We start from the raw sequence: 17,723 nt of genomic DNA, 5'->3' as shown, positions 1-17,723 counted from the left end.
AAGCTAGGAATGTCGCAACTCTGTGTCAATCACTCAACGGATCGTGATCTCCGACTGGTATCGAGTTGTGACCGGGCAGGTTACGGAAGGCTCCCCGAGGTCAGCCCGGCGGCCACCGCGGACTCCCAGGCCGGGTCACGTTCCAGCGGGTAGAGCGGCGCCGGGCGTGACCGGTAGTCGAGCTGGTCGAGCGCGGCCGGGCAGTAGCCCGGAGTGCGGACGTAGACGGTCTGCGCGGCGTAACCGGCGAACGCGGCCTTCCAGGCGATGGCCCCCTTGGCGACGATCACGCGGGCGCTGCGCGGTGCGAGGTCCAGCGCGCGCAGATGATCGTCATCGAACGGGACCACCCGGTTCTCGGTCAGGACGATCGCGCCGATCGGCGCCTCGATCACCGCCACCCGGCCCATCTCCACCCGCTGGCCGCGCATGTACGAGCCGGTGCGCAGGTACGACACGGAGCCGAAGCGGCGGACCGGCCCGGACGCGCGGAACGGCGGTCCCATCGCCGGGTCGCTGTGGCCGCCCACCCACAGCTCCATCCGGTCGGCGGACCCCGCGTGTGCGGCGGAGACCGAGACCGGATCCCAGATGACCGCGACGACGCCCGACACCCCGGCCCGGGTCAACGCGTGGAGCAGCGCCGTACCGTCGCCCGGTGAGCCGCCGCCCACGTTGTCCGCCACGTCGACGAGTACGGTGGGCCCCCGGACGCCGGCCACCGCGGCCACCGCGTCGGCCGGGCCGACCAGCGGAGCGGAGAACGCGTCGCGCTCCCGCCACACGTGGGCGGCCAGTTCCCGGGCGCGCGGCACCGCGTGCGTCTCCGCCGCGAGATACACCGCGAACCCGAGCCGGCCGCTCTCGGCGTAGGCGAACCCGGGAAGCGCGCTGGCGGCCCAGACACCGGGCTCGGCGCGTAACTGCTCGGCCGCGGCGAGGATGGACCGCATCGGTTCGGCCACATCCTCCTGGGCCGGGGGCACGGTGAGCAGCGGAAGCCTCTCCAGGTGCCGGGCCGGGCGGCGTCCCGTCCGCGACGCGCGCAGCAGGCGCAGCACCGCCTCCATCGCCTCCGCGCCGCGTTCGGCCATGTCGACGTGCGGATAGGTGCGGTAGCCGACCAGGATGTCGGTGACCTCGGGCAGGGTCGCGCCGACGTTGGCGTGGTAGTCCAGCGTGGCGCCGATCGGGATGTCGCCGACGACGGCACGCAGCGCCGTGACGATCTCCGCCTCGGGGTCCGGATGGCCGTCGACCACCATCGCGCCGTGCAGCGACAGCACCAGACCGTCGAGTGGAAGCCGCGCCCGGGTGATGGCGACCAGCCGGCGCAGCATCGACTCGAACGCCTGCGACCGCACCGTGCCGGAGGGCAGAGCGGCGCCGAAGAACAGCCCCACCGGGTACGCCGACCGCTGCCGGGCGGCGTCGATGGCCCCACCCGGCTCGGTGCCCGTACCGCGCAGCGAGGCCACCAGCTCCGGCCCCTCGAAGAACTGGTACCGGCGGAAGTCCGCCAGTGTGGTGGGCTCGACCGCGAAGGTGTTCGTCTCCTGCCAGATTCCGCCCAGCCCGATCCGCACCGTCATCACTTTGCCCTTCCGATCACCCTGATGTACGATAAGCGAAATCTAATTCCGTATAACGTACTTATCAATGAGCGGGCGGCTGCCCGGAAGGAGCGAGTAGGTACCGGTGAGTAGCGAACGGCGGTCCGACGAGGTGGGAGTCCTCGTCAAGGCACTCGACATCCTCGACCGGATGGCGACCAGCGCACCCTGCACCGTGGCACATCTCTGCCAGCACACCGGGATCACCAAGCCCGCGGCGTACCGGATACTCAAAACCCTCGATCAGCGCGGATACGTGGTGCGCGACGAGGTGCGCCGGGAGTACTCGCTCGGCCCCGCGCTCTACGGCCTGAGCCGGGCGGCGCGGAACTCCACCGACCTGGTCCGGCTGATCCGCCCGGCCATGCAGTCGCTCAACGAGGAGTTCGGCGAGACCGTCAACCTCGGTGTGGTCAGTCACGGCCAGGTCGTCTACCTCGACGCGGTGGAGAGCGTGCAGCGGCTGCGCACGACGGTGCAGATCGCGCTGCGCGACAGGGTGCACACCACCGCGCTGGGCAAGGCGGTCCTCGCCGCGCTCCCCGAAGAGGAGGCCCGCGAGCAGCTCGCCGAGGCCGACTGGTCGCAGCTCACCTCCAACGCCGCCGGTTCGGCCGACGAGTTGCTGGAGAGCCTCGCGGCCTTCCGCCGGCTCGGCTACGCCGTCGACGACGAGGAGAACGAGGTGGGCTCCCGCTGTGTGGCCGCGTCCATCCTGGACGGCGAGGGCCGGCCGGTCGCCGCGATAAGCGTCTCCGCGCCCACCTCGCGGATGACCGGCGAGACCCTGGCCGCGGTGGGGCAGCGCCTGGCCGACGTATGTGTGGAGCTCGGCAACGCGCTCACGTGATCCCTGGAAGGGGAGTCCCGATGGCTTTCGACCTGTGGCTGCACGGGGCCACCGTGCTGGACGGCGCCGGCGCGCCGGCGCGCCGGCTCGACATTGGGGTGACCTCGGACCGGATCACTTACCTGGAGGCACCGGAAGCCTCTGCGGCGAACGGCACGACGGCAGTCGAGACGGTCGACCTGACCGGGCTCACCCTCGCTCCCGGTTTCATCGACATCCACACCCATTCGGACGTCAGCCTGCTGCTCGACCCGCGCGGCGAGAGCAAGGCCCTGCAGGGCGTGACCACCGAGGTGGTTGGCAACTGCGGGTACTCGGCGTTCCCGGTGCGTCCGGCCCGTCACCACCTGCTGACCGACCACCTCGCCCGCCTGGGTGACGGCCCCGCCCAGGTCACCTGGACCGACTTCGACGGGTACGCCGAGGCCCTGGCCGACGTGCGACCGGCCATCAACGTCGCCGCCCTCGCCGGGCACGGCGCGCTGCGGATCGCCGCGATGGACGACCCGTACGGGACGGCCACCGCCGACGACGTCGCGCGCATGCGGCACCTGCTCGACGAGGCGCTCGCGGCCGGCGCGTTCGGTCTGTCCACCGGGCTCACCCACACGCCGTCCTCGCTCGGCGACCCCGGCGAGGTGGCCGCGCTGGTCGAGATCTGCGCCAGGCACGACGCCGTCTACGCCACCCACGCCCGGGCCTCGGCGGGCCGGGAGCTGGAGGCCGTCGACGAGGCCGTCGACACCGCCAGGCGCACCGGGGGGCGACTGCAGTTCTCTCACCTCGCGCTGAACGATCCCGCCTACTGGGGCCGTGCCGCCGATGCGCTCGCCCGCTTCGACGCCGCCGAGGCACAGGGCCTCGACGTGGCCTTCGACGTCTACCCCTACGACGCCTCGTCCTCGGCGCTGGTGCAGTACCTTCCCGAGTGGGTACAGCGGGACGGCAGTGCGGGACTGCGCCGGCGCTCCGGCGACGTCGCATGGCGGCAGCGCGCGCTTTGCGACATTCGCACTGGCTTCTTCGGCGGGATTCCCTGGCACTGGGACCGGGTTGTGATCACCGCAGCCGGGCCGCACGACGACCTGCCCGGCAGCTCGATCGCCGAGATCGCCCGGCGTCGGAGGCGGCCGCCCGAGGAGGTCTTACTCGACCTGTGCGTCGAGTTGGGCAGCGCGGCTCAGGTGGTGCTGCACTACCGCACCGAGACCGACATGACCGCGTTCCTCGCCCACCCCCTTTCGATCGTGGGCTCGGACGGCAACGCGCTGCCGTTGCACGCCGGCGCCGATCAGCCGCACCCGCGCGCCTACGGCACAAATGCCCGGGTACTGGGGCGCTACGTCCGCGAACTCGGCGTGCTGGCCCTGCCCGACGCGGTACACAAGATGTCCGCCGCCCCGGCGGCCCGGCTCGGCCTGCGCGATCGCGGGCAGATCCGCCCGGGGTTCGTCGCCGACCTGGTCGCCTTCGACCCGGCCGTGGTCGCTGATCGGGCCACCTTCGAACGGCCCCGGCAGGCGCCGGTCGGGATCGCGCTGACCGTGGTCGGCGGGCAGATCGTGGTACGGGACGGCGTGCTCCGCACCGCCCGCCCGGGAAAGGTGCTGCGCCATGCCGGGTGAGCCGACGGTCAGGCCGGCGAAAGGGCTGCCCGACGTCGCCGACCCGCGCGGAGCCCGGCTCTTCGACGGCACGTTCCCGCTGCCCACCGCCGTACTGCTCCGGGACGAACTAGAGCACAACGTCGCCACGATGGCCGCCTACTGCGCGGCCCACGACGTGCTGCTGGCCCCGCACGGCAAGACGACGATGTGCCCGCAGATCATCGAACGGCAACTCGCCGCCGGGGCGTGGGCGATCAGCGTGGCGACGGCGTGGCAGGCCCGGACGGTAGCCGACATGGGCGTGCGCCGCCTGTTGCTGGCCAACCCCGTCGTCGACCCCGGCTCGCTCCGGCTCCTCAACGGCGTGCTGGCCGGCTACGACGACCTCGAACTCTACTGCTACGCCGATTCGCCGACCGCACTGCACGCTCTGGAAACCGGCATCGACGCGAGCCTGCGCGGCCGGGTGGGGGTTCTCGTCGAGCTCGGGGTGACCGGCGGACGGACCGGTCTGCGCGACGACCGCGACGTGCTCGCCCTGGCGGCCAGGACCGCGGGCGGCCCGATGGGGCTGGCCGGATTCTCCGCTTTCGAGGGCATCCTGCACGGGGCCGACCTGGCCGGCACCCTGGCGCTGGTCGACCGGCTCCTCGACCGGTTGTCCGGCGTGGCGCGCACCGCGTACGCGGACGGGCTATTCGGCGCTGGACCACCACCGATCGTCACGGTGGGCGGCAGCGCCTACTTCGACCGGGTGGTACGGCGACTGCCGACGGCCCTTGCCGGCACGCCGTACCGGACCGTCCTGCGCAGCGGGTGCTACGTCACCCATGACGCCGGTGGCTACGACGCGATCTCGCCGTTCGGCGCCCGGCCACGCGCCCCGTACCGGCTCCGCGAAGCGCTGCGGATCTGGGCGCCGGTGCTGTCACGCCCCGAGCCGACGCTGGCGCTCGCCGGGCTGGGCCGACGGGACGCCTCCGCCGACGACGGACTGCCGGTGCCCCGCATGGTGCGCGACCGCACCGGCCGGACCACCCGGCTCAACGGCGAGGTACAGGTGACCGCCGTCAACGACCAGCACGCGTATCTCGCCATACTGGCGGACCGGCCGCTCGCGGTGGGTGACCTGATCGCATTCGGCATCTCCCACCCGTGCACGACGTTCGACAAGTGGCGGGTCATCCCGGTCATCGACGCCGACTGCACGGTGACCGAACTGGCGTACACCCGGTTCTGATCATTGAAGAACCGCGGACCATCTCCGCCGGGGCCCGGCGATCGGGCCTGACAGTGGGCGGTCAGGGTTCCTTGGCCTCGTTGAAGGTCATGGCCATGTGGGAGACCGTGGCCGTGGCCAGGGCTCGTCTGGGCAGGCCGAGTTCGCTCAGTTCCCTGGCGATCGGGTGGTTGCCCAGCCGGATCAGGGCGCCGCCGGGGCGGGTGCGGATGCCGCGGGGGGACATCGACCAGGGGATGCGGCGGGTGACGCCGTCCAGGTGGCTGTAGGCGTCGAGGGCGGTCATCATGCCGGTGCCCGGCACCGGCAGGCCGGGTTTGATCAACAGGTCCAGCACCAGCCGCCCGTCCTGGCGCAGGATGCACCGCTTGTAGGGGGAGGACGTGCGCAGGTCGATGTCGGCCAGTTCCTTGGGAAAACCCCAGATCGTGCGGCCTGCCTCCAGGGTGAAGCCCTGGTCGACCGGGAGCCAGTGGATGAACGCCCCGGCGCCGGTCCTGCGTAGCTCGGACAGGTTCGCGCGCAGGCCCCCGCCGGGGGCGTGGTCCGCGCCGGGTGGCCGGGCCAGGAAGGCGATGCCGAACTCGTGGTAGGGGTCCAGATCACCGTCGAGGTAGTCGGCGAACATCAGCGTGCACAGGGCCTTGCCGGGCAGCACCTCGGCGACGTCGAGGTGGGAGTAGGCGATCACGGCCCGTGCGGCGTCCGCCCGGACCAGGTAGGAAGCGCCGCAAACCATGGCGTCTCGGACGCGGACCGGCATGGTGATCTCGCGTCCCTGAATCAGATGGCGTGCCATGCCTCCAGTACACCAACCTCCAGGCCGGACGTCACCGGTCCGGCCGCCCATTCCTCCAGTTGCTCGACGAACGCACCCGCGTGGTCCGGCCAGTTGTGATGGGCCAGGGCCTCGGCGTGGCCGCGCCCGCCCATCTCCACCGCCCCGGTGGGATCGTCCCGCAGCGCCAGCACCGCGCGTACCGCCGCCCCGACGTCCCCGAAGGGGACGACGACCCCGCAGCCGGTCCGCTCGACCAGGGAGGCGGCGGCGGGCAGGGGTACGGTGACCACGGGGACGCCCCGGGACATGTAGTCGATGATCTTGGCCGGCACGGATCGATCGTCGGGCACCTCGTGCGGGAACGACAGCCCGGCGATCGCCCTCTCGGCCATCCGCAGCGCGTGCCGGTTGGGCACGTAGCCGTACCAGTCGAGCAGGCCCTCCCGCTGCGCGTCCCGGAGCAGCGGCCTGACCCCGGCGTCGGCGGCGCCGATCAGGTCGAGCCTGATCCCGTGGGGGAGCAGCCGCCTGGCCGTCTCGACCAGCTCGGCCACGCCACCTGCTTCGGAGAGGTGACCGATGTGGACCACCCGGTCGCGGCCGGGCCGCGCAGGCGGGCTCTCGGGTACGCAGGCGGTGTTGGGGACGACCGGGTGGGGAAGGGAGAACCGGTCCCGGTAGGAGTCGTCGGCCAGGATCAGGTGCAGGCGGTGTTCCGCGCGGGCCTCGGTCCGGCGTACCAGCGCGGGCAGGCCCCGGCGCGCAGGTGTGGCGCCGGCTTCACCGCGTACGTCCCAGACGGTGGCGGGGCGGTGCCTGGGCAGGCGGGAGAGCAGCTCCGTGTCGTACACGACCAGCAGGTCGGCGCCCTCGACCCCGCGCCTGAGAGCTCCTCTGGCGGCCTTCAGCGCGCGCCCGCGATGGTTGCCGATCGCCCTGGGCACGTCGATCGCGCGGATCCGCGGATCCGGGGTTACGTTGCAGTCGGTGAAGGGAGCGACGTAGGTGATGTCGTGCCCGGCGTCGAGAAGCGCCCGGACCTGCCGATGCATGATCCGGGCGTCTTCTGGATGATGAACGATTGTCGCGACGCATACCCGCATATGCCGATGCTGGGCGTCTGTTCCGTCATCACCGGAGGTGTTGCGTTAATTACCGGGGAACTGCCGCTGAACTCTCCTTGGCGGCGGGTGCGGCCTCGGTGGTGGGCACGGCCTTGGCGGCGTGTGCCGGGGACGGCCGCCGGTAGAGCCATACCAGCCTGGGTTCGAGCAGCCACTTGAAGAGTTTGCGGGTCTCCGGCAGGCAGAGCACGATGGCCAGGGCCAGCGAACTCGACGCGATCGCCGCCACGCCCAGCGGGCCGTACAGCCAGGGGAAGCTCAGCCAGCCCTGGTCCTTGGCGATGACCACCACGACGCCGTGGAGCAGGTAGGCGTACAGGGTGCGGGTGCCGAGGTCGGAGAACCAGGTTTCGCGGCGGGGCACCAGCGCGAGCACCGCGGCCGTCATGATCAGCGCCGCGACCAGCACGGCGGCGCGCACGCCGAAGCCCGTCCACCAGGACATGTCCATGGCCTTGAAGCTGTAGCGGAAGTAGATCGGGTCGCGCGGGACGTGGGGAGCGATGAGGATCGCCACCCCGGCGGCTCCGACGAGGACGACAGCTGAGGTGATCTTGACCCAGGTGGGCTTGAGCAGGTCGAAGTGCTCGGGCTTGAGCAGCAGGCCGAACACGTAGAACGGCAGCAGGCCGAAGAATCGGTCGATGCTGAAGTCCCCGGAGATCTCGGAGAAGCCCGCCGCCATGTAGATGACCACCGCGACCAGCAGCGGTTGCCGCATCCGGGTCCAGATGGGCGTGGAGATCCGCCAGAGGACCAGGGCCACCAGATACCAGTTCAGCCAGGCCGGATCAATTATCGTCAGCGTCCACTTCTGGCCAAGCCCGTAGCGGAGCAGCGCGTAGCCGATCTCCACGACCACGTACGGGATCAGCAGTGTGTCGACCAGCTTGTTGATCTTCGCGTTGGAGTGCCAGAAGTTGCGGCCCAGGTAGCCGCTGATCAGCACGAACGCCGGCATGTGGAACATGTAGACGAACAGGTATGCCGCGCTCGCCGAGTCCGCCTTCAGGGTGGGAACCAGCGAGTGGCCCACCACCACCAGGGCGATCAGGACGAACTTCACATTGTCGAGATACGGCTCGCGCTTCTTCTTGGCGGGGGAAGCGGGGGGCTCCTCCTCGACGCGCGACTCGCGCTCCAGCTCCGCCCGCAGCTCCTGCTCGGCCTGCGGGCCCTGGTTCCAGAACGAGGGCTCGCTCTCCCGGTGGTTGTTCTCCCAGTAGGAGAAGGGGCGCTCTCCGCCCGCGGGCGGCGCCTGCCGGGGGGGTGCGACGGTCTGCGGGGGCCCGGCGCCCGGGAACATCCCGGGACTCGCGGGCTGTCCGGGAGCCGGGGACTGTCCGGGAGCCAGGGGCTGTCCGGGAGCCAGGGGCTGTCCGGGAGCCAGGGGCTGTCCGGGAGCCAGGGGCTGTCCGGGGCCGGGTGCCTGGGGCTGGGGGGCGGCGTAGGGGTGCGTGCCCGTCTGCGGCTGCGAAACGGGCGGTGGGGCCCAGTCAGGACGGGGGAGGGGCACCTGGGGAGCCCCCTGCGGGGCAGGGGCCTCCCTCGCCCACGACGGCTCCTGTGCCCATGCGGTGTTCTCCTGTGCCCGCGACGGCTCCTGTGCCCATGCGGTGTTCTCCTGTGCCCGCGACGGCTCCTGTGCCCATGCGGTGTTCTCCTGTGCCCAGGCCGGGCCGTCCTGAGTCCACGACGAGGGCTTCTCACGGGCCCACATGGACTCCTGCGGCACCGGTTCGGGCTCCAGGGGCTTGGACAGGTCGAGTGGATCGTTGGGGTGGGGCTCCCGATATGCCGGGTAGCCGCCCCACTCGGTGACCTCGCCGGGGTTCTCCTCTTCCCGGGGGGCCCAGGTTTCGTACCGGGACGGACTGCCGGGGGCGGCCGAGCCGCCGGGTGGCTCCGGCCAGGTGGGCTGATGCCCGCCGGGCGGCTGCGTCTGGCCGGGCGTCGGCCACGGGGCGGGTTTCCGGCCCTGTCCGCCGGCGGACCTGCCGGGGCCGTCGGAATCGCCGTCGTCCTGGGGGGCCGGCACCTGGAAGGGTCGGATGTCGCTCACGAGGGGAAGGCTCAGCTATCTGTCGGAGACCGGGGAGTAGTCGGGCAGACTGGCGGAGGCGCCCGGGGCGGGCCAGGGGGAGGGCCGGGCAAGCGTTCGCCTCTTCGCCTTGACCACCCTAAACCGACTGTGAGCCCGCTGTCGCACTCACGCACTCTGATTCGGGAGGTTCTCGGGTAATCGTGACTGTCCAAAACCCGGGAACGGCCGGTGCTCGCGCTCTTTCCCGGTGGTGGCGCTCCGTTGCCCGGGGGCGGGTGTTCGGTTCGCCCGGTTTTGTCGTGGCGCCCGGCCGTCCGGACGCCGTGGCCTCGCTGCTCGGCCCGGCTTTGTCGCTTGGCCCGGGCTTTCCGCTTGGCCCGAGCTTGTCGCCCGGCCGGCCGTGGCGCTCGGCCCGGCCGTGGCGCTCGGCCCGGGCGCCTCGCCCGGCCACTCGCCGGGCGAGGGGGTCAGGTGCAGGGGTTGGTCTTGCTGTCGACGACCTTGTCCGTGAGGGCGTCGGGGATCTTGGGAAGGACTCGGACGCCAGGCCAGTCGGCGCCGATGATCAGCTGGATGACCGGTCCGGTCGGGGCGGTGGCGCCCGGGGTGGGCGTGGGGGCCACGGCAGGCGTGTACTTGTCGGTGGTGACCGGCCTGACCTTGCCCACGACCGGGGTGCGCTTGTCACCGGAGAGCCTGGCGGCCACCGCGTCGCCGTAGGAGGGGCCGTCCGCGGTGTCCTTCTTGGCGTAGCGCACCGTGGTGGTGGGCACGTTGCCGGCCGCCGGGCGGGCGTTGCCGACGTGGGTGACCACGAAGCCCTGCTCGGCCAGTTCGTCGGCCACCTGCTTGGCCCGGCCCGGCGTGTCCGTGCCGTTGAACACCTGGAGCCTGACCTGCTCGCGCTTGACGGTCTTGACCGTGGTGTCGGGGGGCGGGGTGACCTCGGTGTCGCTCTTGATCGCGGCGAACAGCTGGTCCGCGTACGGCTGCGTCCAGGCGACCCGGTTCGGGTCGTCCGGGTGCGGGGCCCACGGGACGGTGATCAGCTTGACGCCGCTCGCGGTCAGCTTCTGGGCGCTCTGCCCGATCTGGAGCAGGGTGGCGGTGTCCTGCGCCAGAGCCTTGTCCATTCGGACGGACTTGGCGGCGGTCTGGATGAAGTTCAGCATCTTGCCGGGGTCGGTCAGCAGCTCGCTGCTGGTGGCCTTCTTCACCACCTGGCTGAGGAAGACCTGCTGGCGCTTGATCCGGCCGATGTCGCTGCCGTCGCCGTAGTTGCGCAGCCGGACGTAGCCCAGCGCCTTCTCGCCCGCCAGGAGGTGCCAGCCGGCCGGGAGGGTGAGCTTGGCCTTCTTGTCGTCGACCGGCTTGGTCAGGCAGATCCTGACACCGCCGAGGGCGTTCACGATGTTCTTGAAACCGGTGAAGTCGACCTCGACGAAGTGGTCGATCCGGATGTCGGTGAGCGACTCGACGGTGGCGATCGTGCAGGTGATGCCACCCTCGTTGTAGGCGGCGTTGATCATCTCGGTGCGGGCCGCGACCTGCGCGCCGGTCTCGGACGTGCAGGCGGGCATGGCGACCACCGAGTCACGGGGGAAGCTGACGAACGTCGCCTTGTCGCGGTCGGGCGCGATGTGCATGAGGATGATCGTGTCGGTGCGCTTGCCGTCGTTGGCCATCTTCTGGCCGTACTTCAGGTTGTCGCCCTCACGGGTGTCGGAGCCCACGATCAGCACGTTGAGCGCGCCCGTGGCGTTCACCGGACGGTTCTTGCCGAGCTTGCCGGCGAGGTCGACGGTCCGGAATTCGCCGAGTGTGTCCCGGTAGACCTTGTAGCCGCCCAGGGTGCCGAGCACCAGCAGGCCGGTCGCCGCGATGCCCGCCCAGGCGCCGATGCTGAGCCGTTTCTGCTTGCGGCCCCTGCCTCTCGGCGAAGTCTCCTTCGGTTGTGGCCGTGGCGGAAGATCTGGCTCCGGGTTCTGTGGCGGAGGACCATCTCCGCCTGCGCGCCGAGCTCCCCTGCGGCCGTGGGAGGCGGGTTCGGGCCGACGGTCTCTGACGGCGGCCTGCCGGTGGTCGCTCATACGATTCCCCTGCTCGGCGGCATCGTCCGGTTCTCGCGCAGCTCGATCATCGCGCCCAGAGAGTAGATCACGAGGTGCGCACCAGGAGCCGTGATGATGCGAACTTGGCCAAGACCGCCCCCTGCCGCCGCCGTGATGATCCGGCGGCTAGCATACTCAAATCCGGACATTTAATGGAATGTTACTGAAATTAGGTTTACGCACGGCCAGTGCCGCCGCGAGGCAGGCGGCGGGCACGGCCGGCAGGACGTACCGGTAGTCGAACTCCGCCACCGCCGGGGGCATCGCCAGCAGCACCACCGCCACCGACCAGGGCAGCACCCACGCCGTGGTGTCCGGGCGGAACCGCCGGACGCACGCCGCCGCGGGCGGCAGCAGCAGGATCACCAGCACCGCCGCGCCGGGCAGTCCGGCGATTCCCTGATAGGTACGGATCCAGCCCGCGTACGGTTCGACGATCCGGGTGGTGATCGGACCCCGCTGGTAGTGCTCCGCGGCCTGGGCACCCGCCGTCGCCGGGTAGCGCCCGGGCGGCGCGGGCGGCGCCGCGGGGAACAGGTAGTAGTCGTAGATCTCCTGATCCGGGTAGACCGGGCGGCCCACGGTGAACGAGCGGGCCAGCTCCGAGGCGAACGAGCCCAGGTAGTCCAGCGGCTGGCTCCGGATCGCCAGCGACGCGAACCGCCCGGCCAGCGCGTCGTTGCGGCGGCTGAAGGTGATGCCGGGCAGTTTGACCAGCGGTGAGTCCTGTGCCCAGACGTACTCCTGCGCGGGCGGGCGCAGGGCGGGCGGGCGGGGGTCGCAGAGCACCGCCAGGTCCGGCGGCGGGCGCATCACGTCGCAGTCGGCGAAGGTCATCGTCTTGGCGTAGAGGAAGACCCCGTTCGCACCCACGATGCCGATCCGGTGGTACGTCGCGTAAAACCAGGCCCCGTACCCGAGGATCGGCACCGTCGCGGCGGCGATCATCACCCCCGCCACGGCCACCCGGCCCCGCTGCTTGAAGATCAGCCAGCCCGCGAAGAGCGCGACCAGCGGCAGCCCGACGGTCCTGGTCAACGTGGCCGCCGCGAGCAGCAGCCCGATCCCGCACGCGGTACGCCATCCGACGGATCGGCGCACGGCCAGGCAGGCCGCCGACATGACCAGGACCGTGAACAGGGTGTCGGAGACCAGCAGGTGTTCCAGCTCGATCTGGTAGGCGTCCAGCAGGGAGGGGACGGACGCGAGCGTCGCGGCCCAGGCGGGTGCCCCCAGCCGCCGCGCGGTGAGGTAGACCAGCACGCCGACCAGCAGCCCCAGCAGGTGCTGGGCCAGCACGACGAGGGCGAAGTCGTGGAACGGTTCGAGCAGTCGCAGGAACATCGGGTATCCGGCCGGGCGGACCAGGTCGGGCCGGGGTTTCAGCGCGGTGACGACGTAGGTGTAGGAGTCGGGGAACCAGAGCGCGGGCCGGTAGCCGAGCATGGCGATCACCCGCAGCGCGGCCCCCGCGCCCAGCACGCCCAAGAACCACCGATGCTCAAAGAGCCTGTGATGTTCAAAGAGCCTGTGATGCTCAAAGAGCCGGCGATGCCGCCGCCGTGCCCACTCGACCACTCGTCCCCCGTCCTCGCGTGCTGCGCGTACGCTACCGGCTCCCGCCCAGTCCGGTGTCTCGCCCTCGCGTCCTCTGACATGGACTTCGCGTCCGTTCTTCCGGACCTCTCGTCCATGCCCGGAAGCTCTCCGCGCGTCCGCCGCCACCTGCCGGGGATGCCACTAGGCTCGGTTCGAGTCATGACCATCGGCTGGCTGGATCGTACGCGCAGGCCTTCGGCGGGCAGGGTGCTCGCCGTGGTCTCGGCCGTGCCCGCGCTCGTCCTGGCGGGCTGGCTGCTGGCCGGGCTGCCGCTGCTGCTGCTCGGCTGGTTCCGGCCGCTCGCCGCGGTCCCGCTGGGGTTGACGGCCGCCGCGCTGCTCTGCCGGTACGGCCTGCGACGCCTGCCGGAGACCACTCCGGCGACCGCCTGGCAGGTCACCGGGGTGATCGCGGTCGCACTGGCCTCGGGAGTCTTCAACGGCCTGTTCCGCAGCGAGCAACTGATCGTCCGCCGCGACCCCGCCACCTACGCGCAGTACGGCATCTGGCTGGCCAGGAACGGCTCGCTGCCGGTCCCCTTCCAGGAGGGTGCCTTCGGCGGCGCCGATCCGGCGCTCCATTTCGACAGCATGGGTTTCTACGGCTTCGACGGCGCGGTCGTGCCACAGTTCATGCCTGGGGCGCCGATGCTCCACGCGGTGGGCGCCTGGCTAGGTGACGTCGCCGGGCTGCTGCTGGTGCCGCCGGTGCTGGGGGCGGCGGCCGTGCTCGTCCTCGCGGGGGTCGTCGCCAGGCTCGTCGGGGCCCGCTGGGCGCCGCTCGCCGCGCTGCTCTTCGCCGTCAGCCTCCCGATCCTCTACACCTCGCGGACCACCTTCAGCGAGATCCCGTCCCTGATCCTGCTCTTCGGCGGCCTCGCCCTGCTGTACGACGCCGAGGCCAGGCTCCGCTTCGGTGCCATCGGGTCCCCGCCGCCCGTGCTCTCGGGCATTGACCCGGTATCGGTCCGTTCCGGTGCCGCCGGTGTCGGCGATCCGCCACTCGTGCACTCGGGCATCGACCCGACAGCGGTCCGTTACGGCGCCGCCGGTGTCGGTCATCCGCCGCCCGTGCCCCCCGGCACCGATCCTGCGGTGATCCGCTCCGCGCGGACCGGTGCCGCCCTGGCGGGGCTGGTGTTCGGGCTGGCCGTCATGGTCAGGATCGACGGGCTGCGCGACGTGCTTCCCGTGCTCGTCTACGCCGGACTGCTCATCGCCGTGCGCCGGGCCGGGAACCGCGACGGGGGCCGGTTGGGCGTGCCGCTGCTCGGCGGGCTGGCGGTGGGGGCCGGGCTGGGTTTCGCCGCGGCCTACCTGCTCTCCCGGCCTTACCTGAAATACCTGTCGGGCTCGCTCGTCCCGCTGCTGGCCATCTGCGGCGTGGTCGTGGTGCTCACCGTCGCGGTGGCGGCGCTCGCCCCCCGGCTCGCGGCGCCGCTGCGGCGTGCCGCCCGGGTTCGGAGGCTGCCCGAGATCGCCGGGGGCCTGGTCGCGGCGGTCGCGGCCGCCTTTGCGGCCCGGCCCTGGCTGGAGACCGTGATCCGGCCACCCGTCACGGCGGAGGACCGGCTGACCGCGGGCTTCGTCGAGGGGGTCCAGCGGGTCAACGGCCTGCCGATCAACGGTTCCCGGCTCTACTACGAGAACTCGGCGTACTGGGTGATCTGGTATATCGGGCTCCCCGCGGCGCTGCTGGCCGCCCTCGCCGCGGCGCTGCTCGCACGCAGGCTCGTCAGGGGGACGGCTCCGGAGTGGCTACTGCCGCTGGCCGTCATCGCCTGGACCACGGTCACCACGCTCTACCGCCCCGGTATCACCCCCGACCAGCCGTGGGCCGCCCGGCGGCTGGTCCCCGTCGTCATCCCCGGCCTGATCCTGCTGGCCGTCTGGGGCCTGGACCGGGTGCGCGACAGAGCACGCAGATCCGGGTACGGCCCGGCCGCCCGAAGGGGCCTCGCCACCGCCGGCGCGGTCCTTCTCCTCGTCCCGGCGGCGTTCGTCTCGGCGGGGACGGCCTTCACCCCGATCGAGCGCGGCGAGCGCGCCGCGGTCGAGGCACTGTGCGCGGCCCTTCCCGCGCGTGCCTCGGTGCTCGTCGTCGAGCGCGTCACCGCCGCCCGCTTCACCCAGCTCGTCCGGAGCACCTGCGGCCTGCCCGCCGCCAGGCTCCCCCTCTATCGCACCAACGTTCCCAGGGCGAGCGACGTCACCCGCCTGGCCGCCCGCATCCGCGCCGCCGGCCGCGTCCCGGTCCTGCTGGCCGCCGAGGCCCGCCAGGTCGCCCGGTACGGCACCCCCGTCCACATCATGAACCTCCGCACCCGCCAGGACGAGCGCTCCCTCGTCGACCCCCCCAACGGCACCTGGTCCCTGGCCGCCGATGTCTGGATGACCGTTCCCCGCGCGGATCCGAAAACCTGAGAACTCGTGCCCGTCCCGGTGCCCACCCAGGGCCATGACGATCCGAGGCCCAGCGAGCATCCTCATCTGGTCGCGTCCGCGCAGGTGGTGTACGAGTGTTTGAGATCGGTACCTGCGTCGCGCCTGGCTGATCGCCGTTGAAAAGCGCGGCGTAGTCCGTGGGGAAAAGCGCGGCGAGGGCGGTGGAGTGGTTGGGGGCCGCTCACCGGTGTCGCGTCGTGCGGGGTGGAAGGTCAAAAGCGCGGCGAGGGCGGTGGAGTGGTTGGGGGCCGCTCACCGGTAACGCATCGTGCGGGGTGGTGGCGGGCGGTGGCCGGGTGTGGGTGACCGGGGGCGGGCCGGTGGAGCTCCGGGAGGGGGCAAAGCGGGTCATGGCGGGCGTGGAGGCGGGGCCGTGGCGGTGACGATCGGGGATTTTCCATGATCTGGATGAGTTGGCACGCTGGGGGCGTGCGGATTCACCCAGATCAAGGAAGGCGCCACTCCCCGCCCCTCGGGTGGGCCGCTTTTCGTGGTGGAAGGCCCGATTCGTCCCCGCGCCCGGCCGAGGGAGACCCCTGACCGGACATCCCGCGGACCTTCGTACCCCGCACGGCGAGAGCCCCGCACGAGGCGGCGGTGAGGAGCGGCGAGGAGCGGCCCCGGATCCTTCCACACCGCGGCGGACCCGTACCGATGGGCGGCCTTGGGCCACTCCACCGCCCTCGGCGCGCTTTTGACCTTCGACCCCGTACGACGCGACATCAGCGAGCGGCCCTGAACCGCTCCACCACCCTCGGCGTGCTTTTCCCCACGGACGACGCCGCGCTTTTCCACCGTGACCGGCTTACCGGATTCGGATGCTCGTACACCACGTCCGTGGACGCGCCCCCTCATCTCGGACCCGGGTGACATCGCGATACTTCTCGACGCGGCCCGGTCACTGATCCGGCCCGCTCTGATTTCCGTATGACCCGAACCTCGGAGTCAATTCGGTGCATGCTTCACCGGGAGGGCGAACCAGACGCTTTTGCCAGGCCAGCCGGTGCCGCAGAGTCTTTTGGCATTCTTCGGCCCCAGGACCTCAACGACCACCTGCCCGCCCGCCGTCTCGCCCACGCCAACCGCCTTCCTCACCGTCTTCCATTCCCGAGCCATTCGGGCAGTCGTTGCCGGAACGGCGGGGAAGGTTTCCTGCCCGACGGGATGCCCACCGATACCGGAGTCCATGTGTTCCAAGGGAGAGACCCGCTCTATTTTCGGTGATCAAATCCTGAGTATCTGTGTCAGGATATTGGGGCAAATGCCGGATTGTTGCGGTGGGTGATGCGTTGAATGCGATGGATCCGGTGGTTGGCTCGGACGGCCGAAACGATGGGGCCGACGTCGAAGAACTGTCTTCCGGGGATTCGGAGCGGGGAGCGCGCACCTGGAGACGGGCCGGAGCCCGCCGCGTCCTGCTGGCCGGTGTGGCGGTCGTCGCCCTGGTGCTCGGGGTGGCCGGAAGCGGTGGGTACGAGAACCCCGGCCGGGTGCTCCCGCCACCGGATGGCCCCTGGCCCGAGGGGGCGACGTTCACCATCTCCCTCTGCAGGGATGACGACCCCTCCGGGAGGTGTCGCAAGCGGGTGATCACTCCAGAGCAGAAGCGGGCACTTGAGGAGAGGCTGCGTGCGACGCCTGAGGTCGCGGAGGTGACATTTAGATCCCAGGAGACGGTGTGGGCGAACTTCGTGGACGAGAAGCCGACAACTGGGTTCTGACCTCGACCATTCAGCCTGAGGACCTGCCGACATCGTTCAAGGGCAGACTCCACCGCCGGGCCGACTTCCAGCTGTTCGCAGCCACCGTGGAGAACGCGCCGGGTGTCTCCTACGGATACGTCCTCGGCAATAACTTCTGGGAGGATAAGGCGGACCTCTCCATCGGGTTGTGTGAAGCCGAGAACTCAGAAACCAAGGAGACGGAAGAGGCTTCCGATCCCTGTGTGGGCCGAGGCGCGGCCACGGAGGAAGAGAAGAAGGCCATCGAGGCCAGGCTCGCAGAGCTCGAAGGGATCGAGCGTGTCTACTTCGAAGACGCCACCCATGCTCGCCGGGTCTTCGAGCATCTCCTGATGGGCAAGCTCACCTCTAGCACTCTCCGTATTGTCCTCATCTCGGAGAATTACCACGTCAAGCTCATGGATCCGGCGAGTGTGCCTGCGGTCATCGACGCGGTCGAGGGGATGTCGGGCGTCGGATCCGTCAGGCGCCTGGACGGAGGCTGTTCCTGGCTGGGATTCACCCAGGAATGCTCCGGGGAGCTGTCCTGAGAACGTGATGTGCGCTCGGTTCCCGGCCGGGCAGAGT

Annotated in this window: 12 protein-coding genes; 6 read left to right on the top strand and 6 right to left on the bottom strand. The window is 70.9% G+C overall.

Annotated elements, in window-relative coordinates:
- Positions 1-80: 80 nt before the first annotated feature.
- Complete coding sequence (locus tag OIE13_RS24750) at positions 81-1,592, bottom strand: M81 family metallopeptidase (protein ID WP_326636059.1); 1,512 nt, start codon at positions 1,590-1,592, stop codon at positions 81-83.
- Positions 1,593-1,698: 106 nt separating this feature from the next.
- Here OIE13_RS24750 and OIE13_RS24745 point away from each other — a divergent pair, with 106 nt between their 5' ends.
- The 3 genes from OIE13_RS24745 to OIE13_RS24735 are packed head-to-tail and all read left to right on the top strand — an operon-like array spanning position 1,699 to position 5,310.
- On the top strand, positions 1,699-2,463 hold the full coding sequence (locus OIE13_RS24745) for an IclR family transcriptional regulator (RefSeq protein WP_326636061.1): 765 nt from the start codon (positions 1,699-1,701) through the stop codon (positions 2,461-2,463).
- A 20-nt stretch (positions 2,464-2,483) separates the two neighbouring features.
- Positions 2,484-4,088 carry an N-acyl-D-amino-acid deacylase family protein gene (locus tag OIE13_RS24740; RefSeq protein ID WP_326828818.1) on the top strand — a complete coding sequence of 535 codons (1,605 nt, stop codon included), beginning with the start codon at positions 2,484-2,486 and terminating at the stop codon, positions 4,086-4,088.
- Complete coding sequence (locus tag OIE13_RS24735; protein WP_326828817.1) at positions 4,078-5,310, top strand: hypothetical protein; 1,233 nt, start codon at positions 4,078-4,080, stop codon at positions 5,308-5,310. Before OIE13_RS24740 ends, OIE13_RS24735 begins: the two co-directional genes overlap by 11 nt.
- Positions 5,311-5,371: 61 nt before the next feature.
- Here OIE13_RS24735 and OIE13_RS24730 read toward each other — a convergent pair whose 3' ends face one another.
- The 5 genes from OIE13_RS24730 to OIE13_RS24710 form a co-directional block, all read right to left on the bottom strand.
- A complete protein-coding gene (locus OIE13_RS24730; protein ID WP_326636067.1) occupies positions 5,372-6,109 on the bottom strand; it encodes an acetoacetate decarboxylase family protein in 738 nt (245 codons plus the stop codon).
- Positions 6,094-7,143, bottom strand: a complete 1,050-nt coding sequence (locus OIE13_RS24725) for a glycosyltransferase (protein ID WP_326828816.1) — start codon at positions 7,141-7,143, stop codon at positions 6,094-6,096. The genes OIE13_RS24730 and OIE13_RS24725 overlap by 16 nt, the downstream gene beginning before the upstream one ends.
- 100 nt (positions 7,144-7,243) lie before the next feature.
- Positions 7,244-9,277 (bottom strand): acyltransferase family protein, encoded by a 2,034-nt coding sequence (locus OIE13_RS24720; RefSeq protein WP_326636071.1) that lies wholly within the window; start codon positions 9,275-9,277, stop codon positions 7,244-7,246.
- A 449-nt stretch (positions 9,278-9,726) separates the two neighbouring features.
- Complete coding sequence (locus OIE13_RS24715; RefSeq protein ID WP_326636073.1) at positions 9,727-11,349, bottom strand: LCP family protein; 1,623 nt, start codon at positions 11,347-11,349, stop codon at positions 9,727-9,729.
- Positions 11,350-11,505: 156 nt separating this feature from the next.
- Positions 11,506-12,852, bottom strand: coding sequence for a hypothetical protein (locus OIE13_RS24710; protein ID WP_326646975.1), 1,347 nt, complete (start codon positions 12,850-12,852; stop codon positions 11,506-11,508).
- A 276-nt stretch (positions 12,853-13,128) separates the two neighbouring features.
- On the opposite strand from OIE13_RS24710, the gene OIE13_RS24705 reads away from it, so the two are divergent.
- From OIE13_RS24705 to OIE13_RS24695, 3 genes are all read left to right on the top strand, one after another.
- A complete protein-coding gene (locus OIE13_RS24705; RefSeq protein WP_326636075.1) occupies positions 13,129-15,393 on the top strand; it encodes a hypothetical protein in 2,265 nt (754 codons plus the stop codon).
- 1,319 nt (positions 15,394-16,712) lie between these two features.
- Positions 16,713-17,135 (top strand): permease-like cell division protein FtsX, encoded by a 423-nt coding sequence (locus OIE13_RS24700; RefSeq protein ID WP_326636077.1) that lies wholly within the window; start codon positions 16,713-16,715, stop codon positions 17,133-17,135.
- Entirely contained in the window at positions 17,093-17,686 is a 594-nt protein-coding gene (locus tag OIE13_RS24695) for a permease-like cell division protein FtsX (protein ID WP_326636079.1), read from the top strand. The genes OIE13_RS24700 and OIE13_RS24695 overlap by 43 nt, the downstream gene beginning before the upstream one ends.
- Positions 17,687-17,723 lie beyond the last annotated feature (37 nt).

Origin of the sequence: Streptosporangium sp. NBC_01810, from assembly GCF_035917355.1 — a bacterium.
In the GTDB taxonomy this organism is placed as follows: Bacteria; Actinomycetota; Actinomycetes; order Streptosporangiales; family Streptosporangiaceae; genus Streptosporangium.
The sequence above is the reverse complement of the archived record's forward strand: the minus strand, read 5'-3'. Positions and strand labels throughout refer to the sequence as shown.

Coding starts and splice junctions, on each gene's coding strand:
- OIE13_RS24730 (WP_326636067.1), bottom strand. CDS start 6,109: ATGGCACGCCATCTGATTCAGGGACGCGAGATCACCATGCCGGTCCGC.
- OIE13_RS24705 (WP_326636075.1), top strand. CDS start 13,129: ATGACCATCGGCTGGCTGGATCGTACGCGCAGGCCTTCGGCGGGCAGG.
- OIE13_RS24700 (WP_326636077.1), top strand. CDS start 16,713: ATGGATCCGGTGGTTGGCTCGGACGGCCGAAACGATGGGGCCGACGTC.
- OIE13_RS24740 (WP_326828818.1), top strand. CDS start 2,484: ATGGCTTTCGACCTGTGGCTGCACGGGGCCACCGTGCTGGACGGCGCC.
- OIE13_RS24715 (WP_326636073.1), bottom strand. CDS start 11,349: ATGAGCGACCACCGGCAGGCCGCCGTCAGAGACCGTCGGCCCGAACCC.
- OIE13_RS24735 (WP_326828817.1), top strand. CDS start 4,078: ATGCCGGGTGAGCCGACGGTCAGGCCGGCGAAAGGGCTGCCCGACGTC.
- OIE13_RS24725 (WP_326828816.1), bottom strand. CDS start 7,143: ATGCATCGGCAGGTCCGGGCGCTTCTCGACGCCGGGCACGACATCACC.
- OIE13_RS24750 (WP_326636059.1), bottom strand. CDS start 1,592: ATGACGGTGCGGATCGGGCTGGGCGGAATCTGGCAGGAGACGAACACC.